15 protein-coding genes are annotated in these 19,409 nt (G+C 74.7%); 13 read left to right on the top strand and 2 right to left on the bottom strand.

Features of this window, described 5'->3' with window-relative positions; all coding sequences use genetic code 11:
- Positions 1 to 3: 3 nt before the first annotated feature.
- From EIY87_RS23670 to EIY87_RS23610, 13 genes are all read left to right on the top strand, one after another.
- The gene (locus tag EIY87_RS23670) at positions 4 to 1,197 is read left to right on the top strand and encodes a phage late control D family protein (protein WP_125311873.1); all 1,194 of its coding nucleotides are present in this window, start codon (positions 4 to 6) and stop codon (positions 1,195 to 1,197) included.
- On the top strand, positions 1,194 to 1,823 hold the full coding sequence (locus EIY87_RS23665) for a phage baseplate assembly protein V (RefSeq protein WP_125311871.1): 630 nt from the start codon (positions 1,194 to 1,196) through the stop codon (positions 1,821 to 1,823). The genes EIY87_RS23670 and EIY87_RS23665 overlap by 4 nt, the downstream gene beginning before the upstream one ends.
- Positions 1,820 to 2,224 carry a GPW/gp25 family protein gene (locus tag EIY87_RS23660; protein ID WP_125311869.1) on the top strand — a complete coding sequence of 135 codons (405 nt, stop codon included), beginning with the start codon at positions 1,820 to 1,822 and terminating at the stop codon, positions 2,222 to 2,224. The genes EIY87_RS23665 and EIY87_RS23660 overlap by 4 nt, the downstream gene beginning before the upstream one ends.
- Positions 2,221 to 4,125, top strand: coding sequence for a putative baseplate assembly protein (locus tag EIY87_RS23655; protein WP_125311867.1), 1,905 nt, complete (start codon positions 2,221 to 2,223; stop codon positions 4,123 to 4,125). Before EIY87_RS23660 ends, EIY87_RS23655 begins: the two co-directional genes overlap by 4 nt.
- 163 nt (positions 4,126 to 4,288) lie before the next feature.
- Positions 4,289 to 6,328: a putative baseplate assembly protein gene (locus EIY87_RS23650; RefSeq protein WP_125311865.1), complete on the top strand. Its 2,040-nt coding sequence runs from the start codon at positions 4,289 to 4,291 to the stop codon at positions 6,326 to 6,328.
- The gene (locus EIY87_RS23645; RefSeq protein ID WP_125311863.1) at positions 6,325 to 8,241 is read left to right on the top strand and encodes a phage tail protein; all 1,917 of its coding nucleotides are present in this window, start codon (positions 6,325 to 6,327) and stop codon (positions 8,239 to 8,241) included. The genes EIY87_RS23650 and EIY87_RS23645 overlap by 4 nt, the downstream gene beginning before the upstream one ends.
- 15 nt (positions 8,242 to 8,256) lie before the next feature.
- Entirely contained in the window at positions 8,257 to 9,441 is a 1,185-nt protein-coding gene (locus tag EIY87_RS23640; RefSeq protein ID WP_125311861.1) for a hypothetical protein, read from the top strand.
- The gene (locus tag EIY87_RS23635) at positions 9,438 to 11,453 is read left to right on the top strand and encodes a hypothetical protein (RefSeq protein WP_125311859.1); all 2,016 of its coding nucleotides are present in this window, start codon (positions 9,438 to 9,440) and stop codon (positions 11,451 to 11,453) included. The genes EIY87_RS23640 and EIY87_RS23635 overlap by 4 nt, the downstream gene beginning before the upstream one ends.
- Positions 11,450 to 12,577, top strand: coding sequence for a hypothetical protein (locus EIY87_RS23630; RefSeq protein ID WP_125311857.1), 1,128 nt, complete (start codon positions 11,450 to 11,452; stop codon positions 12,575 to 12,577). Before EIY87_RS23635 ends, EIY87_RS23630 begins: the two co-directional genes overlap by 4 nt.
- The gene (locus tag EIY87_RS23625; protein ID WP_125311855.1) at positions 12,570 to 13,097 is read left to right on the top strand and encodes a hypothetical protein; all 528 of its coding nucleotides are present in this window, start codon (positions 12,570 to 12,572) and stop codon (positions 13,095 to 13,097) included. The genes EIY87_RS23630 and EIY87_RS23625 overlap by 8 nt, the downstream gene beginning before the upstream one ends.
- The gene (locus EIY87_RS23620; RefSeq protein WP_125311852.1) at positions 13,094 to 14,815 is read left to right on the top strand and encodes a hypothetical protein; all 1,722 of its coding nucleotides are present in this window, start codon (positions 13,094 to 13,096) and stop codon (positions 14,813 to 14,815) included. Before EIY87_RS23625 ends, EIY87_RS23620 begins: the two co-directional genes overlap by 4 nt.
- Positions 14,808 to 16,892 carry an ATP-binding protein gene (locus EIY87_RS23615; protein WP_225440005.1) on the top strand — a complete coding sequence of 695 codons (2,085 nt, stop codon included), beginning with the start codon at positions 14,808 to 14,810 and terminating at the stop codon, positions 16,890 to 16,892. Before EIY87_RS23620 ends, EIY87_RS23615 begins: the two co-directional genes overlap by 8 nt.
- Positions 16,885 to 17,184, top strand: coding sequence for a hypothetical protein (locus tag EIY87_RS23610; protein ID WP_125311849.1), 300 nt, complete (start codon positions 16,885 to 16,887; stop codon positions 17,182 to 17,184). The genes EIY87_RS23615 and EIY87_RS23610 overlap by 8 nt, the downstream gene beginning before the upstream one ends.
- A gap of 60 nt (positions 17,185 to 17,244) precedes the next feature.
- On the opposite strand, the gene EIY87_RS23605 is transcribed toward EIY87_RS23610, so the two are convergent.
- Both EIY87_RS23605 and EIY87_RS23600 read right to left on the bottom strand, forming a co-directional pair.
- Positions 17,245 to 18,162: a LysR substrate-binding domain-containing protein gene (locus EIY87_RS23605; protein ID WP_125311846.1), complete on the bottom strand. Its 918-nt coding sequence runs from the start codon at positions 18,160 to 18,162 to the stop codon at positions 17,245 to 17,247.
- A gap of 6 nt (positions 18,163 to 18,168) precedes the next feature.
- Positions 18,169 to 19,383 carry a GNAT family N-acetyltransferase gene (locus EIY87_RS23600; protein WP_125311843.1) on the bottom strand — a complete coding sequence of 405 codons (1,215 nt, stop codon included), beginning with the start codon at positions 19,381 to 19,383 and terminating at the stop codon, positions 18,169 to 18,171.
- Positions 19,384 to 19,409: the final 26 nt, after the last annotated feature.

Genomic DNA, 19,409 nt, shown 5'->3' with positions numbered 1-19,409 from the left:
CCGATGACCGCGCCCGCGGGCACCCAGCCCGAAATCGCCGATCCGGACGGCTACGCCCCGGAGTTCGAGGTGGCCGTCGAGGGACTGACCCTGGACCCGGCGACGAAGAACGACATCCTCGACGTCAAGGTGCACCGCGATCTCGACGAGATGTCGGGCTTCGACCTCGAGCTGAACAACTGGGACGACGTCGCGCTGAAGTTCAAGTACAGCGACTCGGCGAAGCTGCGAATCGGCGCGCACGTGTCCGTCCGGCTCGGCTACGCGGGACGGCTGCTGACCGTCGCCACCGGCAAGATCAGCACGCTCGCGCCGAAGTTCCCGGATTCCGCGTCGCCGACGATCTCCATCACCTGCGTGGACGGGCTGCTCGACCTCAAGGACCGCAAGCCCACCAAGGACGAGGACAAGAACTTCGTCAACAAGACCGACTGGGAGATCGCCGAGCAGATCGCGCGGCGCAACCACCTGGCGTTCGAGACGACGCACGAGGGCCCGCGGCACGACCTGGTGGTGCAGAAGAACCAGTCCGACGCGCAGTTCCTGGTGGAGCGGGCGAAGCGGATCGACTTCGACTGCTACCTCCTGCCGGACCCGCACTCGGGCGTGCAGACGCTGTACTTCATCAAGCCCACCGACGGCCGCGACTCGCGGCCGATCCGGGTGTTCCGGCTGGCCTACGCGCCCGGGCTGGCGTCCGGGCCGAGCGGGCAGCCGCCCGGCCTGGTGCCCAACCTGCTCGACTTCACCCCGACGATGACCGTGTCCGACCAGGTCAGCAAGCTCACCGTGCACGGCTGGGACCCGGTCAAGGCGGAGCCGATCGAGTACGTCGCGACCAAGGACGACCTGCCCGGCGGGCAGAACTCCGCCGGCGGGCAGAGCGGGCCCGAGGCGGCGACGGCCGCGGCGGGCGACCGGCAGGAGGTGGTCGTCGACGCGCCGGTGCTCAGCCAGGAGGAAGCCAAGGAGCTCGCCATCTCGCTGCTGCGGGAGCGGGCCTACGAGTTCATCACCGCGACCGGCCGGCTGGCCGGGCTGCCGGAGCTGCGGCCGGGCGACAACCTGGAGATCTTCGGCCTCGGCACCCGGTTCTCCGGCACCTACTTCGTCAAGCGCGTGGAGCACGCCCTCAACACGAGCGGCTTCTTCACCACCTTCACCGCCCGGCGGATCTTCCAGGGGGACAAGCAATGACCGTGCCACGGGCCATGGCGACCGACCAGCGCTTCTACGGCGTCGCGCCGGCGGAGGTCGTGGAGAACGACGGGGACGACGAGGGCCGCGTCCGGGTCAAGTACTACTGGCTGGACGGCGGCGCGTCGATCAGCCCGTGGATCCGGGTCAGCCAGCTGTACGCGGGCGACGGCTACGGCTCGGTGTTCGTGCCCGAGGTCGGCGACGAAGTGCTGGTCGCGTTCTTCCAGGGCGACATGCGCCAGCCGTACGTGCTGGGCGGGCTCTACAACGGCAAGAAGAAGCCGCCGGTCACGCACTCCGGCGGCGTCGACCAGAAGATCATCCGGACCAAGGCCGGACACCGGATCCTGTTCGACGACAAGGAAAAGGAAATCACCATCAGCACCGCTTCGGGAGCGAAGGTGGTGCTCAAGGACAGCGGGGAGATCACGCTCGAAGCCAAGACCGTGACGGTGCAGGCGTCCGGCATCGACCTCGGGGGCGGCTCGGCCGAGCCCGTCGTGCTCGGCAACGCGCTGATGCAGGCCTTCGTCCAGCACACCCACCCGGCACCGGGCGGTGTCACCGGGCCCGCCACGCCGCTGCCGCCGTCCGTGCTCGCGAAGAAGGTGAAGGCGACGTGACCGAACCCTTCCTCGGTACCGGCTGGCGGTTCCCGATCCTGCCCGACGAGGCGGGCCGGCTGTCCTACGCCGTCGGCGAGACGAGCATCGAGCACTGCCTGCGGGCGCTGCTGCTGACCGCCACGGGCGAGCGCGTGATGCGGCCGGAGTTCGGCACCACCGTGCCGGAGTCGGTGTTCGCGCCGGGCAGCGCGGAGAACCTGCGCGGCCTCGAACGGTCGATCGCCGACGCCGTGCGGACCTTCGAGCCGCGGGTGGAGCTGGCGGGCGTGCTCGCCGAGGCCGACCCGGCCGACGAGTCCCGCGTGACGATCTCCGTCGAGTACCGGATCCGGCGCACCAACACCAAGGCCAACCTGGTGTTCCCGTTCTACCTCGGCCTGACGGGGACGACGCCATGACGCTGCCGGTGCCGAAGCTGGACGATCTCACCTGGGCCGACATGATGGCGGCCATTACCCGCCGCATCCCGGCGGAGTCGGACGGCACGTGGACGCTGCACGCGCCCGCCGACCCCGGCGTCACGCTGCTGGAGCTGTTCGCCTACCTGCTGGAGCAGCGGCTCTACTGGCTGGACCAGGCGCCGGACGAGCTCGTCGTCGCGATCCTGAAGCTGCTGGGGCTCGAGCCGCCGCGCCCGGCCCGGGCGGCGGCCACGGTCCTGGCGCTGCGCACCGCCGAGGAGACGCCGACCGTGGTGCCCGCGGGTACCGTCCTGGCCCGCGACCCGGCCGCGGCCATCCGCTTCACCCTCGACGACGAGGTGACCGCCTTCCCGCTGTCGGGCGAGGTCACGGTGTTCACCGACCGGGACCGCACCGCCGACCTGCTGGCGGGACGCGGGGTTCCGCTGCTGGCGAGCGACGGGTCCGCCGCCTCGGCCCGCTTCACCCTGCCGCTCGCCGGGGCGCACCCGGCGCCCGGCTGGCTGTCGCTGCTGGTCGAACTCGACTCACCGCTGCCGCCGTCGTGGGCACCGCCCCCGCTCCCCGTCGTCCGCCCGCCAGCCGAGCTGACGTGGTCGTGGTTCCGGCCCAGCGGCGACGCCTCGGGCGAGTTCGCCGAGGTCGAGGACGGCACCGGCGGGCTGCGCCGCTCCGGCGTGGTCCGGCTGCGGCCGCCGGCCGAATGGTCCACAATGGACTCCGGACTGGCGGTCGCCACCCGCGCCGCGACCTATTCCTCGCCGCCTCGGCTGCGGCGCCTGGCGGTCAACGCGTCCGGCGCCCGGCACGCCGAGCACCGCACGGTGACCGGCCTCGACGACCAGACCCGCAAGTGGCTGAAGCTGCCCGGTCAGCGGCTCGAACTGCCGGACGCCGCCGGCCGGCTGCTCACCGCGGCCCTGCACCTGGCGGGCGAGGCGTGGGAAGCGGCGGCCGACTTCGCCTTCGGCTCCGGTCGCGACCGCATCTTCCTGCTCGACCGCCACGACGGCGCGCTGGTGTTCGGCGACGGCCTGACCGGGCGCATCCCGCGTCCCGGCGGAGAAGTCCGCGTCGCCTACACGATCGGCGGCGGCCGCGACGGCAACGGCGGCCTGACCGACAACTGGCTGCCGGTCGACCTCGCGGTGCCGGTCCGGGCGGCGAACCCGGTCCAGGCCGCCGGCGGGACGGATCCGGAGACGGTGGCGCAGGCCCGCGACCGGGCCGCGGGCGCGCTCGGCGAGGTGACCAGGGCGGTCACGGCCGAGGACTTCGTCACGCTGGCCGTCACGACGCCGGGCGTCTCGGTCGGCCGTGCCCACGCGGCGGTCGGCGAGCACCCCGGCTTCCCGTGCGCGCGGGTCCCCGGAGCGGTGACGGTCCACATCGTCCCCTCGGTGCCGCGCGACGGCGACGACGTGGTGGCGGCGCCGGAGCCGGATCCGGGCACGTTGTGCGCGGTCGCGGACCGGCTGGCGGAAGCGCGGTTGCTCACGGCCGAAGTGTTCGTCCGGCCCGCGGTGTACCGGGACGTCCGGCTGCGGGTCGACCTGTCCGGAGCCCCGGCCGACCGGGTCCGGGTGTCCGCAGTGGCCGGTTCGGCGCTGCGCCGGTTCCTCGACCCGTTGGCAGGCGGCGAAGCCGGGACGGGCTGGCCGTTCGGCGAGCCGCTGCGGCCTTCGGCGCTGCTCCGGGCGGCGCAGGAGGCGCTGGGCGACTTGGCGGCGGTCACCGCGGTGGCGATCGGCATCGACGGCGCGGATCCGGCCCAGACGTGCGACGACGTGCCGCTGCGGCCGGGCGACCTCCCGGTGGTGCGGGAGGTCCGGACGCGGGTGGTGCCCGCGGTGGAGCCGGGGGAGGGACTGCTGTGACGTTCCGCGGATCGGGCCGGTCACATGCCCCCAATGTGGCGTTCGGTGCGTCTGACGCACCGAACGCCACATTGGGTGCGCTGGACGCACCCAACGCCACATTGGGGCGCTTGGAACCGGGCCAAGACACTGCCGCGGCCGGGCGGATCGGAGGTGGGGTGTGGTGACCGACGTCTGGTGGGCGCGTGACTCCGACGAGGAAGCCCGCATGGTTCCCGGCCCCGGGCCGTCCGGGGTGCAGCCGGAGCTCGTCGAGGCGACGCGGGAAGCGGTGCGGGGCGCCGTGCGCGATCGCATTCCCGGCTACACCCCGGACTGGACCAGCTTCGACCGGCAGGACGCCGGGGTCGCGCTCGTGCGGCTCTTCGGGACCCAGGCCGAACCCGTGCTCCTGCGGGTCAACCGGCTGCCGGAGAAGATCCTCGCCGAGCACCTCAACACCGCGGGCGTGCGCCGACGGCCCGCGACCGCGGCGGCCGCGCTGCTCGAGTTCACCGTGAAGCCGCCGGACGGCGCTTCGGTGCTCGTCCCCGCCGGCTTCCAGGCCGCCGCCACCGGGACCGGCGGCGACGTCGTCTACGAAACCGACCAGGACCTCTACGCCACGCCCGCCACCCTGAGCGTGCTCGCGGTGCAGCGGGGCGGGGCGCTCGAGCCGGTGCCGCTCGGCCCGAACGGGCCCGGCCGGCCGTTCGCGCCCTTCGGCACCGAGCCCCGGCCGGGCAACGCGCTGTGGCTGGGTCTCGACGGCATCGCGAGCCCGTTCCCCTCGCTGTCGCTGGGGTTCGTCGTCGCGGTCGCGCCGCCGGTGCCCGCGGCCGACGGCGGGCTCACCCCGCTGCCGCTCGAACCGCAGCCGCTGCTGCGCTGGGACGTCCTCGACGGCGGCCGGTTCCGGCCCGCCGAAGTCGTCCGCGACGGGACACAGGGGCTGCGCGCCAGTGGCACCGTGGAGTTGCGGCTGCCCCGCGACTGGGCACCCGGCCAGCCGCCGACCGCGCGCCCGAGCCCGCCGCTGCGCTGGCTGCGGCTGCAGGTCGCGCAGGGCATGTTCACGGTCGCGCCGCCGCTCGTGTCGGGGCTGCGGCTGAACACCGTCGCCGCCACCGCCGCCCGCACCTTCTTCGACGAGCCGCTGGAGCCCGTCCAGGATCCCGCGAACCCGTCCGAACGGCGGCGGCTGCGGCTGAGCCAGGTCCCGATCCTGGCCGGCACCGTGGTCATCGAGGTCGACGACGACCCGGGCATGGATCTGTTCGGCACCACCGAAGAGGGCGCCTCGCGGTGGCAGGAGGTGCCGAGCCTCGCCGCCTACGGCCCGGACGACCACGTGTTCGTCGTCGACTACGACACCGGCGTGGTCACCTTCGGCGACGGCGTCAACGGCGCGCCCGTGCCGCCGGGCTTCCGCAACGTCCGCGCGGTGCGCTACCGCGTCGGCGGCGGCGCGGCGGGCGCGGTGGGTGCCGGCGCGGTCAACGGCGTCGTCACCGCGCGGCCCTTCGTGACCGGCGTGACCAACCCGTTCCCCGCCACCGGCGGCGCCGACGCCGAGCCGGACGCCGACGTCGTGCGGCGCGGGGTGGGGGAGCTGCGGTCCCGCGGCCGGGCCGTCGCCCCCGCCGACTACGGCCTGCTGGCGCTGCGCGCGCCGGGTGCCTCGATCGCCCGCGCGAACGGGGTGCCGGGCCTGCACCCGGACTTCGCCGGCACGCCCATCCCCGGTGTCGTCGGTGTCCTCGTGGTGCCGCCGTTCGAGGCCGGCGGCACCGAGCCGCCGGTCCCGACCGCCGCGACCCTGCGCGCGGTGGCCGCCTACCTCTCCCGCGAGGTGGCGCCCGCCGGTGTCACGGTGGTCGCCGGGCCGGTCGCGTTCCGGCGGATCGGCGTCGAAGCCCGGGTCGTGCTCGACACCGGCCAGGACCGCGCGGCCCTGCTTGCCCGCGCGGCGGACGCCGTCACCACCTACCTGGACCCCTTGCGGGGCGGGGAGAACGGCGGCGGCTGGCCGTTCGGCGGCGCGGTGCGGCACACCGCGCTCGTGCGCCGGCTCCTGGCCGTCGACGGCGTCCTCGCGGTGTCCGGGCTTTCGCTCACCGCCGACGGGCTGCGGCTGCCGCCGTGCACCGACCACCCGATCCCGCCCGAAGACCTGGTGTGGCCGGAGCGCCCGCTGCTGATCCCGGTGGAGGAGCCCGCATGACGTGCACACCCACGACCGGCACGTTCCGGCTCCTCGACGACGTCGTCGGGTGGGACCAGGACGCCGTGGCGGACCTCGTCGGGTTCGACGGCCCGGCCGGCGTCCGGCTCGCCCACGCCGGCGCGTCCCCGGACGGCCCGACGCGGGCGGAACTGCTGCCGTGGTTCCCCGATCCGCGGCTGGCCCCCGGCTGCGGGCCGTGCGGCTGGTACCTGCTGTCCGGCAAGCGGTTGCTGCGCCGGGACACCTGCGACGGCGGCTGGGTGCCCGTCTGGCCGTCGTACTGCGACCCCCGGCTGCTGTCCGCGCCGACGGCCGTGGCCGCGCGCGGGCACCGGATCGCCGTGGTCGACTCCGGCCGGGTCTTCGTGTGGCGCAACGAAGGCGACCACCTGGTCGCGGTGATCGGGCTCCGGCACGCGAAGGTCGTCGCGCTCGCGCAGGACGAGCAGGTGCTCGTTTCCCGCGAGGGCAGCGACCGGTTGTGGCGCTACGGCGCCGACGGGCGGCTCTGCGAGGTCGTCCGCACGCACGTCCGGGGCGAGATCATCGGCATCCGCACCGGGCCCGGCCGCACGATCTGGCTGCTCACCGAGGAAGCAGGCCGGTTCCGGATCTACCGCGACCACTGTGAGTCCACACTGGACGAACTGGCCGCGGAGGTGCCGCCCAGCGGGCTCGTCCGCGCGGACGAGGACGGCTTCTGCCTGCGCGAGCCGGGGCCCGACGGCGAGGTGACCTCGTGCTACGACTGGGAAGGGCAGCCACGCGAGGAACCGGCGCCGGAGCCCGGGCAGTTCGTCACCGAGGGCGAGTTCACCACCTTCCGGATCGACAGCGGGATCTCGCGCTGCCGGTGGCACCGCGTGCGGGTGACCGCGGACGTGCCGCCGGGTACCGCGGTGACGGTGTCCATCGTGGTGTCCGAGGACGGGGAGTTCGCCGACAGCGACTGGCAGACCGCGCCCGCGGGCGTCACCGACTTCCTCGTCGACCAGCCGCCCGGCCGCCACCTCACGGCCCGCGTGCGGCTGTCCGGCGATTCGTCGGCGACGCCGGTCCTGCACCGGATCCGGCTCGACTTCCCGCGGTCCACCAGCGCGGACCTGCTGCCCGCGGCGTTCCGGCAGGACCCGGCGGCCGACGACTTCACCGAGCGGTTCCTGTCCCTGTTCGACGCGGCCACGGCCGAGATCGACGAGGTCGTCGAGCGCTACCCGGCGCTGCTCGACCCGGCCGGCGTGCCGGACGGCGCGCTGCCGTGGCTGGCCGGGCTGCTCGGCCTGTCGTTCGAAGCCGGCTGGGACGCGGAAACGCGCCGGAAGCTGATCACCGCCGCCCCCGCCTTGTACCGGCGGCGCGGCACCCCCGCCGCGCTGAAGGACGCGATCGGGATCGTCTTCGGCGTCGACCCGGTCATCGACGAGCTGGCCGGCGACCGGCACTGGGCGCAGGTGCGCGCGACCGCGGCGCCCCCGACCGCCCGCGGCCTCGGCTCGGTGCGGCTGTTCGGCCGGTCCTCGTCGCGGCTGCGGCTGGACACCTCGACGCTGGGCGCGACGCCGCTGCGGGCGTTCGGCGACCCGGACTCCGACCCCCTCACCGAGCACGCCCACCGGTTCCGGGTCCTGCTGCCCGCCGGCGCGGCCGACGAGGAGGCGGTGCGGCGCCTGGTGGTCCGGCAGGCGCCGGCGCACACGAAAGGCGCGGTGCGCGTCGGCGGGACGGGGTTCGTGGTCGGCACGCGGTCGGCGGTCGGGGTCGACACCGCGTTCGTCCCGCTGCCGCCGCCGGTGGTGGGCGGCGTGCGCCTGAACCACGACGGAGTACTGCGGCCCGGGCCACGGGGCGTCCGCCACGGGGTGAGCGTCGGCGTGGTGTCCGCGGTCGGGGTCCACACGCGAGTGTCTTGAGAGGACAGGGAAGAGATGACCGAGGCAACGACAGAGGAACAGCCCTTCCGCCGGTTGCGGTACTTCCACGGCCAGCTGCTCACCGCCCGCGACTTCCAGCGGGAGCAGGAGTACTTCCGCGAGAAGCTGAAGCTGCGCATGCGCTGCCTGCTCGGCTACGGCGTGGTGTGCGGGCTGTTCGTGGAACCCGCGCCGGCGCCGGACGACAAGGAGAAGCACGAGCACCAGGCCAAGGTGCACATCACCAGCGGGCTCGGCGTCGACTGCGACGGCAACGAAGTGCTCGTGCCGGGCAGCTGCGCGATCGACCTGTGGGACGCGCTGCACGAGGACGAGCGCACCGGGTCGACGGTGTGGGTCGGCGTCGAGTACACCGAACGCGCGGTCGAGCCGACCCGGACGGTGTTCAACTCCGCCTGCGCGGACACCTCGGACTGCGACTTCGGCTACACCGAGGAGAGCTACTGCGTCCGCGTCACCACCAAGACGCCGCCGAAGGACGAGCGCTGCGAGACCTGCTGCACCCGGTGCGAGCACAAGGTCCTGTGGCTGGCCAGGATCGACGACGTCGACTTCGCGAAGCCGGTCCGCGAGGAGCAGATCCACCTCGACGTCCGGCGGTTCTTCGGCAAGCGCGTGCCGACGGTGATCACCGGCGTCAACTGGCGCCACGGCCACACGTACACGGTGAACGAGGCCAAGGAGCTGCTCGGCACCCAGAAGAACTCCGGCGGCCTGGTCGTCGAGTTCTCCGACGGCGTCCGCGTCGACAGCCTGCGCCGCGGCGTGGTGGAGATCCAGGTGATCGAGGGCGGCGCCGGCCGCAACGCCGACACCTGGTACATGGGCGGGAAGTTCGAGGAACCCACGCCCCAGGACGGCGAGTTCACCGACCACTTCCGCTACCGGCAGACGACCCGCGAGACGCTGCAGGACGGCGACCGGGTGCTGATCACCGTCCGCGCCGCGTTCATCCTCGACCACTGCTGCCGTCCCGTCGACGGCACCAACGTCGGCGGCCGGGTGCCCTACCTCGGCCACGCGGACGTCGAGACCGAGACCGGCCACGGCCACGACCCCGAGCCCGAGCCGACCGGCTGCCTCGTGCCGCCCACGGGCATCGGGCCGTGGACGTCCGGCACCGGTGCGGGCGGCGACGTCTTCGAGAGCTGGTTCTTCATCACCGAGGAGCGTTCATGAGCACGACTGATTGCGGGTGCGGGTGCGGCGGGGCGCCGGCCTTCCCCGCCGCGTTCGTCCGGCCGAGGTTCTTCGCGGGGCAGCTGCTCACCGAGGACGACCTCACGCTGCTGACCGACTACGTGGCCGGGAAGGACCGGCTGCACAACCGGATGCTCTCCGGCCCCGGGGTCGTGTGCGGGCTCGAGGTGTCCTGCGACTCGTGCGCGGGCGGGACGGTGCTCGTGCACCCCGGGCACGCCCTGGACTGCTGCGGCAACGACATCGTGCTGTCCTGCAAGGAGAAGGTCGACGTGCAGGCGCTCGTCCGCGAGCTGCGGGTGTCCTCGCCGGGTGTCGAATGCGGTGATCCGTGCGACGACGACCAGCGCCACTTCGGGCTCTTCGTGCGGTACGAGGAGAGCATGGTCGGCCCGGTGGCACCGTTCGCCACCGAAGAGCCGTGCCCGTCGCCGGGCTGCGTGCCCTCCCGCGCCGAGGAGGGTTTCCGGTTCGTCGTCAAGTGCGACCCGACCGACGACCACCGGTACAACCCCGCCACCAAGCTGCTCGCGCGGATCGGGGACAAGGACGCCTACGAGCACGTCCGGCTGCTGGCCGCGCGGCTCGAGCACCACCTGGACCCGATGGCCGTCGCCGGGGGCTCATCGACCCGGCCGATCACGTTCGAGAAGGACGACGCCGTCCGGTACCACGACAACCTCGCCCTGCTGAAGGCCGCCGGGGACACCCCGCAGCCGCCGGAGGCGCGGCAGCAGACCGAGTACGTGCGGGCCCTGGCCTCGGCCGTCGCCCGGTACGACACCTACGACGAGGCCGGGCAGCGGGAACTGCGGTCGCAGTACGAAGAGCTCGGCGCGATCGACGGCGCCCGGGAAGTGCTCGGCGCGGCCTGTGACCGGCTGGCCGGGACCGACGCCGAGGAGGTCTGGCCGGAGCCCGCGCACCGGCAGCTCGCGCTGGCCCTCCTGGCGGAGGTGAAGAGCCGGGTGGTCACGCCCGACCCGGACGCCCCGATCGAGCGCCGCCTGCTGGCGCAGGGGACGCCGGTGAACAACGTGCTGGAAGCCGAGTTCCGGGCCGATCTGGTGCGGCTGCGGGAGTGGCTGCTCGGCCGGCTGGACCGGGTGGCGGGCGTCGCGGACTGCCGGCTGCACGACGACGTCCGCAAGGTCGCCGTCCCGCAGCCGCTGCCCATCCCGGAGCCGGACCAGATGCAGCGGCTGGGCGTCGCCGACCTGGGCCTGCTCACGGACGCGGCGGGGAAGCTGACGACGTACGTGCGCCGGTTCGTCACCGACGCGGCCTGCTCGACGCTGAACCCGCCGTGCACGGACTGCGCGGACAACGACGTGCTGCTCGCGCACCTGGAGCTGGACGGCTGCGACGTCGTGCGCGTCTGCTCGGCGACCCGGGAGCAGGTGCTGCCGGGCGGGTCGGCCTACGGCGAGTGGCTGCCGAAGCTTTACCAGCTGCGCCACTTCGCCGAGCAGATCTGCTGCCAGCCGATCCCGGTGTACCGGCCGCCGTCCGTGCCGGCCGGCGGGCCGATCCCGCGGCCGTACGTGCCGCGGCTGCTGGAGGACTGGCGGTCGCGGGGCCCGCTGGAGCGGATGTGGGAGCTGCTGGTGACCCCGGCGCCGGGGGAGACCGTGCCGAAACCCGTGCGCGAGCAGGTGTACACCGTGCCGGCCGAGGTGACCGACAGCCTGCAGGAGATGAACGCGCTGCGCGGCCAGGTGAGCGACCTGGTCGCGACCGTGGAAGCGTTGCGGGGTCAGCTGGACACCGCGCGCCGCCAGGTCTCGCAGGTGCGGGACGAGCTGCCGGAACGGCTGTCCGACCGGCTTTCGGAGCTGGAGAACGCCCCGGAAGCCGAGGCCGCCGACGCCGAAGCGGCGGAAGACGAGGAGCAGGCCGTGAAGCCGAAGCCGCCGCCGCGGCGGGGCCGGTCGTCGCCGGCTCGCGGCGGTGGCACCGCCCGCAAGCCGCGGTCGGGTGAGACGTCGTGACCGGTCCACTGCGCCCGGAGTTCCACGAGGGGCAGGTGCTCGCCGCCGCGGACCTCGCGGCGACCGTCGCCTACGCCCGCTCGGCGGCCGTCCGGCACGCGCGCCTCTCGCACGACTGGGGCATCGCCGACGGGCTCGGCATGACGACGGTGAACCGGACCGACCCCGTGTCGGGCAACCGGTTCGCCGAAGTCACCGTGCAGGCCGGGCTCGCGATCGACGGGACCGGCCGGGAGATCCTGGTGCCGGCGCCGGTCGTGCTTTCGGAGGCCGACTTCGAGGCCGTGAACGGCGCCGACGGGCCGTCGACCGAGCCGTACCCGGTGTTCCTCACCGCCGCCGACCGGGCCCGCCCCGCGACCGGCCCGGCGTCGTGCGCCGGCGCCGGCGGGCCGACCCGGGTCGAGGAGTCCTACCAGATCCTCTTCCGGCGGCACGGCGACGAGCGGCTGGTGGCCGACCAGCAGCCGCCCGCGGTGGCCGCCGCCCCGGCCGCCCCGCCCGCGCAGTGGCTGGTGCTGCTGGGCTTCGTCCAGTGGGACGGCACGCACTTCACCGCCGCGGTCCCGGCGGCGCGCGGGGTCGGGCCGCGGTACGTCGGGGTGCGCGCGGACACCGTGTCGGCCCGGTCGGATTCGCTGGCGCTGCGCACCCTGCCCGCGGTGCAGGAGGGCAAGCCGGCGCTGGTGCTGTCGGGCTCGCCCACGCCGTCGCTGGTTTACGGGCTGTACAAGGGAACCGGCGACGTCGACCCGCTGCTGACGGTGGCGCCCAACGGCAACCTGACCATCGCGGGGAGCTTCTCCGGCCAGATCTCGGCGGGCAGCGTGCTGGCGACGTCCGGCAGCGCCACCGACGGCATGGTGCTGCCGCTGCCGTCCGGGGTCACCCCGGCGGAGGTCGCCGACGGGCGGGTGGCGCTGCACGTCTACGTGACCCCGAAGATCCCGCCGTCGGAGTCGGGGCTGACCGTGCCCGCCGAGGCCACTGTGGACGGTGACCGGCGGGTCCGGTGCCGCCTGCGGTCCTACGACCCGGGCGTCGGTCCCGCGGTGACCGAAACCGCGGGCTCGGTCGACTTCCTGGTACTGGCGACGGTCGCGGCGACGAGCGGGGGTGGCTGAGGTGAGCGTGTTCGCGGTGTACGAGTCGAGCACCGGCAACGTGGTCGGCGCGGTCAAGGCGATCGGCACGCCGGTGCCGGCGGCGGAGGCACTGGTCGGCGCCGCGCTGCCGGTGCGGCTGTCGCTGAAGTCGGGTGAGGTGGTGACCCTTTCACTGGCGGGCCGGGAGCTCGCCGTGCACGAGGCCGACGACCAGCCCGCGGTGTTCGTCGAACCGCTCGCCTACGGCGTCACGCGCGTGCCCGGCCAGCCGGCGAAGCCCGCGCTGGCGAAACTGGCGAAGCTGCCCGCGCCGAAGTTCGACGGCGCCGGGCTGCTGGTCACCGTCCCGGACAAGACGTCCGAGCCGCTCGCGGTGTTCGCGCTGGTCTCCGAGGGCGGGGACACGCTGCCGCTGAGCGGGACCATCAAGGAGGGCAACGACAGCGTGTCCCTCCCGGTCACCGTGAGCGCGGGCGCGCACGCCGTGCTGACGCTGGTCGCGGGCCGGGCGGGCCGGCTGGACGAGGTCGGCAAGTGAGTGCGCCCACCGGCGGCGGGATCACCGTGCGCCACTGCGTGGTGCGGGTGGTCCGGCGCGGCGGGTGGAGCTGGGGGCCCGACCCCCGCGGCCTCGTCCGGCGGGTTCTCGACGCGCTGCCGGACCTGCTGGCCGAGCGGTTCGGCGACCTCGCCGAGGACGACGGGCCGGACGTGGAGATCACCGAGCCGGTGCGGCTGTCCGTCCGGCTTTCCGCGCCCGGTGCCGGTTCGCCGCCCGCTAGCTTCGTCCTCGAAGCCGCGGTGCCCGGCGGTGGGACGCTCCCGGCGGAGGTGGTCTCGATCCCGCTGCCCGCAACGGCTCCCGCTGGTGCGGTACCGGAGTTGTCCACTATGGACACTTCTGCCGAGCTGCCGTCCTTCGTGCCGGCCGAGGCGGCGGACGAACCCACGGTGGCCGCGTTGTTCGAGGAGCTGGCCGCGCGGGACGAACTCGCCGCGTTGCTCGCCCTGCTTCCCGAGGAGACCGTGCGGAGGTTGCTGTCGGTACTGCTTTCCGAGTCCGGCGGCGAGTATTCTGTCGCGCTCGCGGGGGAAGTCGGCGAAGTGCCCGGCTCGTCCGCCGTCGCGAGCCTTCCCGGACCGGCCGTCGAACTGGCCGCGGAGCTGGCGCGGCGGCTGTCCCTCCCGGCGCCGCCCGCGACCCCGGCGGAGATCGCCGAGCTGCTGGGCGCGCCGGAGGCGGCGGCCACCACGCCGCCGGTGGGCACCCCGTCCGGCGCCGCGCGAACCGAGCCGAGACCGGCGGGTGAGATCCGGGTCGGGTCCGTGCTCCCGTTCCTGCTGACCGGGCCGCTGGCCAGGACCGGGTACCTGGACGCGATCGGCCCCGCACTGGCCGAAGCCGCCCCGCTGTTCGCCGCGGCCCTGGCGTACAAGGTGCTCGGCGCGCCGCAGCGGGGCTGGCGGCGGGCGCCCGCGGACGATGTCGCGGCGGCCGCGTTCGCCGGCCTGGAGTCGGTGCCGGACCTGACCGCGTTCGCCGCGGACGCCGTCCCCGCGCTGCCGGTGCTGGACGGCGTGCTGGCGCTTTCGCTGTGCCGCGGCCACGATCCCGCCGGCCCGCTGCTGGTCGCGGGCGTGGACGACGGCCTGCTGCTGGTCGACGCGCAAGGCCTGTTCCCGGTCGCCTGGGCGGACGGCGCGGCCGGCCTGCTGCCGCACTGGGCGCTGTGCGGGCGGCCGCCGGTGCTGGTCCGCGACGGCCCGCTCCCGCCGTCGGCCCTGCGCGACCTGGCGGCGGCCGGCGTCCGGTTCCTCACCGACGCGCGCCCCCTGCGCGACGACCCGCTGACCCGCGTGCGGTGGAAAACTCCACTGTGGACGACCGGCGGCGTCGAACCCCGCCTGGCCGCGAGGTTTTCCGCCGAGCGCCTGGACGAGCTGGTCCGCGTCCTGTTCGTCGAGCACCGGGCCGTGCCGCTGGCGGCGGACCGCGCCCTGGAGCACAGCGTCTCGCTGGCGGCGTCGCTCGCGCTGGGCATGATCGCGTGGCAGCTGTGGGAAGGGGATTCGCCGGTGCGGGCCTTGACGACGTTCGCCGACCTGGAAGCCACGGTCCGGTTCACCCGGGACGCGGTGCGCGTGAAGCTCCCCCTGGGGCGGCGCCACACGGACCTGTGGCGGGGCGGCGCCCTCACCGACGTACCCGACGTGGTCTGGCTGGGCGGCCGGACCCTGACCTTCTCCGGTGGCTGACGTGAACGGGCCCGCGGTCGAGCACCTCCGGGTGCGCCTGGCGGAACTGCACCACGCGCTGCGCGGCGCCGTCGCCCGGCAGGCCGAAGCCGCGGCGGTGCTGACGCGCCCGGACCTGACCCCGTTCTGCGTGACCGACGAGCAGGTGGACGCGTTGCTCGACCGCGTGGACGCCTTCGCCGAGGGGATGACCGGGCCGCCGTCCCCGGCCCGGCAGGCCCCGGAGTCCGAGCAGCACCTGCGGCGGCTGGCCGCGGCGCGCGGCGTCACGCTCCCGCTGGACGCCCTCGCGACCCGGTACGGCCTGTCGCGGGACGAGCAGGACGCGCTGCTGCTGGTGGCCGCGCCGGAGCTGGACCCCGGCTACGAGCGCGTCTACGCCTACATCGTGGACAACCTCAACCGGCGGGCGCCGTGCGTGGAACTGCTGGTCACGGTGATCGCCGAGGCCCCGGCGGACCGGCTGGCCCTGCGCCGCGCGCTCGGCGCCGCGGGCCGGCTGCGCCGCTACGGCCTGGTGCGGGCGGCCGGTGACGCGCCGACCGAGCTCGCCCGCGAGCTGGCCCTCGGCGGCGGCGTGTTCGAGTACCTGCTGGGCTGGGGCGGCGACGTCGGCATCCTCGGCCACGACCCCGGCGAAGTCACCCGGCCCGAGCGCTGGGTGGCGTCCCCGTTCCTGGAGGCGGACCGGCTCACCGCGCTCGGCCGCGCGCTGGCCGACGGCGACGTCGACGTGGTCGGCCTGTGGGGCTGCCCCGCCGACAGCCAGCTCGACGCCGCCCAGGCACTGGCGGCCGCGGCCGGCCGTCCGCTGCGGCGGGTGACCACCGGCGACGCGGACGACCTGCGGACCGCGGCGGCCCTCAACGCGATCCTGTGGCTCCCGACCGACGGCCGCGAGGACCGGGCCGACGAGCCGTGGGCGAGCTCGGGCGTGCCGCTGTGCCTGACCGGCGCGACCCCGTGGCGCCCGCCCCGGCTGCTGGCCGCCCGCACCTACGCGGAGCTGACGATCCCGCCGCCGGGCTTCCCGGAGCGGCGCGCGATGTGGTCGTCGGCGTTCCCGGTGCTGGGCGAGGACGTCCTGGCCGACCTGGCCGCCCGCTACCGGATGAGCGGCGGCGAACTCCGCGCGGTGGCCGCGGTCGCCGACACCGGCGCGCGCCTGTCCGGCGGCCACCCGGTCACCGACCACGTCGAGCCCGCGATCGCCACGGTGACCCGGGGGCGTTCCAGCGGCGCGGTGCAGTCGATCATCCCGCGCCGCGGGCTGGCGGACCTGGTCCTGCCGGACGCGCAGCTGGCCCAGATCGAAGAGATCGCGTCGGCGTTCCGCGCGTGGCCCCGCATCGCGGAGGCGTGGGGCTTCGCCCGCAAGACGACGACCGGCGGTGTCAAGGCGATGTTCACCGGCGAGCCGGGCACGGGCAAGACGATGTCGGCGGAGGTCGTCACCGGGATCCTGGGCCTGGAGCTGCTGAAGGTCGACCTGGCGCAGGTGGTGTCGAAGTGGGTGGGGGAGACGGAGAAGAACATGGAGGCGGTGTTCCGCCAGGCGGAGGACAGCCACGCGGTCCTGCTCTTCGACGAGGCCGACGCCCTGTTCGGCAAGCGCGGCGAGGTCAAGCAGGGCACCGACCGGTACGCCAACCTGGAGGTCGGGTACCTGTTGCAGCGCCTGGAAGCGAGCGACGGCCTGATCATCCTGACGAGCAACCTGAAGGAGAACATCGACCCGGCCTTCACCCGGCGGTTCCACTTCGTGGTCCACTTCCCCCGCCCGAGCGTGGCGGAGCGCCGCCGCCTGTGGCACCTGGCGTTCCCACCGGAGGCGCCCTTGGCGCCGGACGTCGACGTGGATGTGCTGTGCCGCTTGGACATGACGGGCGCGGGCATCACCGCGGCGGCCCGCACGGCGGCACTGGCGGCCGCCGACGCGGGCAGCGCCGCCATCGGGATGCGCCACGTGGTGCGCGGCGTCTCCCGTCAGTTCCAGCGCGAGGCGCGGCTGTTCCGCCCGGCGGAGCTGGGCCGGTACGCTGAACTCCTGACGGACAACGGGAGTGCGCATGCCTGAACTGATGCCCCCGCAGACCAAACCCGCCGTCCCGGTCACGGCCCACGAGCTCCGCACGGCCGCGGCTTCGGACAAGGTGAAGCAGAAGCTCGTCCTGGTCCCTGCGGTGATCGGCAACGCACAGGCCGCGAAGACGGCGATGGACGGCAGTGCGAAGACGGTCCCGTCCCACCTGGCCTCGACGCTGGCGGCGGGCCAGGACCGCGTGGGCAACGCGGCGATGGCCGGCGCGGCGATGCGCGTGGTCCCGATGGCGGTCCCGAAGAAGGAAGCCTGCCCCGACTGCCGTTAAGGCCACCTTACGGGCGTCAGACGCCCGTAAGGTGGCCTTAACGGCATTGGGACTGCCTGCCTACTCGCCGGTGTCCGTTTCCAGCGCGGCCGCGCGCAAGGCGGCGGCCACGCGGGCGACCGGGTCCGGCAACGGACGCGGCAGGTGCGCGAGGAGCACGCGGCGCTGTTCCCCGGGCCCGCCCCGCACCGGGAGCACGCGCACCCCGGGCGGGGCCACTGAGCCGAGCGCGCCCGGCACCGTCGTGATGCCGCACCCGGCGGCCACCAGGTGCAGCTTGGCCAGCCAGTCGCGGGCGGTGTGCGCGATCTCCGGCCGCTCGTCCAGGCCCGGCCACACGCCCAGCACCCGGTCGTCGCCCGAACCCGCGATCCAGCGGCGGCCGCGCAGGTCGGCCACGTCGAGGTAGCCGCGGCGGGCGAGCGGGTCGTCGGCGGGCACCGCGACGCGGAGGCTGCGTTCGGCCAGCGTGTGCACGGTCAGCGCCGGCGTTTCGGTGTCCGGCGGGCGGAACGGCGGCGCCGAGGCCAGCAGGGCGACGTCCAGCGTGCCGGCGCGCAGTGCCCGGACCAGCGCCGGGGTGCCGCCTTCGCGGCTGAGGACGGTGATCGCCGGGTCGGTGCGCCGCAGGGCCGCCAGCGCCCGGGGGAGCAGCTCGGCGCCGGCGGTCGGGAACCAGCCCAGCCGGACCGTGGCCCGCTCGGCCGGCAGCCCGGCGAGTTCGCGCGCGGTGGCGTCGAGCTGGTCGACGACGCCGGTGACCCGCCGGAGCACGATCTGCCCGGCCGCGGTGAGCCGCACCCCGTCGTGACGGCGTTCCAGCAGCGGCGTGCCCGCCGCGCGTTCCAGCGCCGCGATCTGCCGCGAGACCGCGGACTGCGTGTACCCGAGCGCGGCAGCCGCGGCCGTGAGCGTTCCCCGCTCGGCGACCTCGCGGAACACCCGCAGCGCGGTCAGGGAAGCGTCGGAGAAGGCCATGACCGGTCAGAACCAGTGCAGGCAGTGCGGCGCGCGCTCGGTCCGGAAGAGGGCGTCGGCGACGGCGGCCGCCTCCGGGTCGTGGGCCTCGATGTGGCCGGCCCGCACCAGCGTGCTCGGGGTCGTGCCGCCGAGGTAGATCGACCCCAGGTCGCTCACGTCCAGGGACAGGCCGGGCTCGCGGTCGGTCGGCACGCACCCGGCCTTGCCGTCGCGGACGGTCAGCAGGTAGCGGCCGCGCTCGGCGAGGAACGGGTCGGTGACGTCGAGGACCAGCTCGCCGTCGGCGGACCAGCCACGGGTGGTCAGCGCGCGGGGGACGTCCAGCAGCCGGACCCAGAGCCAGTCCGTGTCCCCGCCGACCTCGGCGGCGCGGAAGTCACCGAGCTGCCAGCGCAGCGGGTGCCCGGGCGGGACGTGCTTGAGCACGACGTCGGTCACCAGGTCGTGCTCGAGCGCGAACCGCGCCAGTGCGGTGAAGACGGCGTCGTCGGTGGCGATGATCTCGTCGACGGTCAACGTGCGGGGCTCGCCGACCGCGTAGCTGGCGTACCCGTCCGCGACCCCGCCGGCGTCGCGGTGGACGGCGACGTACCGCTGCGCCGGGGCGATCGGGGGCTGCCCCGCGCCCGAGCTCCACCAGCGCGGCGGCCGCGACAGCGCGCCGGGCTGCGTGCGCCGGTAGCGGTCGTAGACCTCTTCCATGGTCCCGACGCACTCGGCACGCGGGCGCACCTCGACCGAGCCGGGCGCTTCGGCGCCGGCGCGGGACCGGGGGAGGGCCAGCCCGGCCTGGTGGCGCGGCACGGTCAGCCGCTGCGTGTAGGTCGCCGGCCCGTAGCCGAACCGGCGGTAGATAACGGCTTCGGAGGCCAGCAGCACCGAGAGGAACTCGCCGCGGGCGCGCAGGTCGCCGAGCTGGTGCCGCATCATCGCGCTGAGCACGCCCCGCCGCCGGTGCGAGGGCAGCACCCCGACGGCGGTCACCCCGGCGGCCGGGGCGAGGACCTCGCCGGGCAGGGTGAGCTCGAAGGTGTACGCGCCGGCGGTGCCGACGGGCTGCCCCGCCGGCGTCACGGCCAGCAGACTCCGGTCCATCTCGAGCGCCGACCACCAGACGCCGCCGTCTTCGCCGGGGGCTTCCGGGAAGCGGCCCAGCGCGGTGTGGAACGTGGTGACGAAGGCGTCGAGGTCCTGGTCGGTGGTGGGGCGGATCTCCATCGCGACAGTCCATCGCCGGGCCGAGG

This window comes from Amycolatopsis eburnea, assembly GCF_003937945.1.
Classification (GTDB): domain Bacteria; phylum Actinomycetota; class Actinomycetes; order Mycobacteriales; family Pseudonocardiaceae; genus Amycolatopsis; species Amycolatopsis eburnea.
The sequence above is the reverse complement of the archived record's forward strand: the minus strand, read 5'-3'. Positions and strand labels throughout refer to the sequence as shown.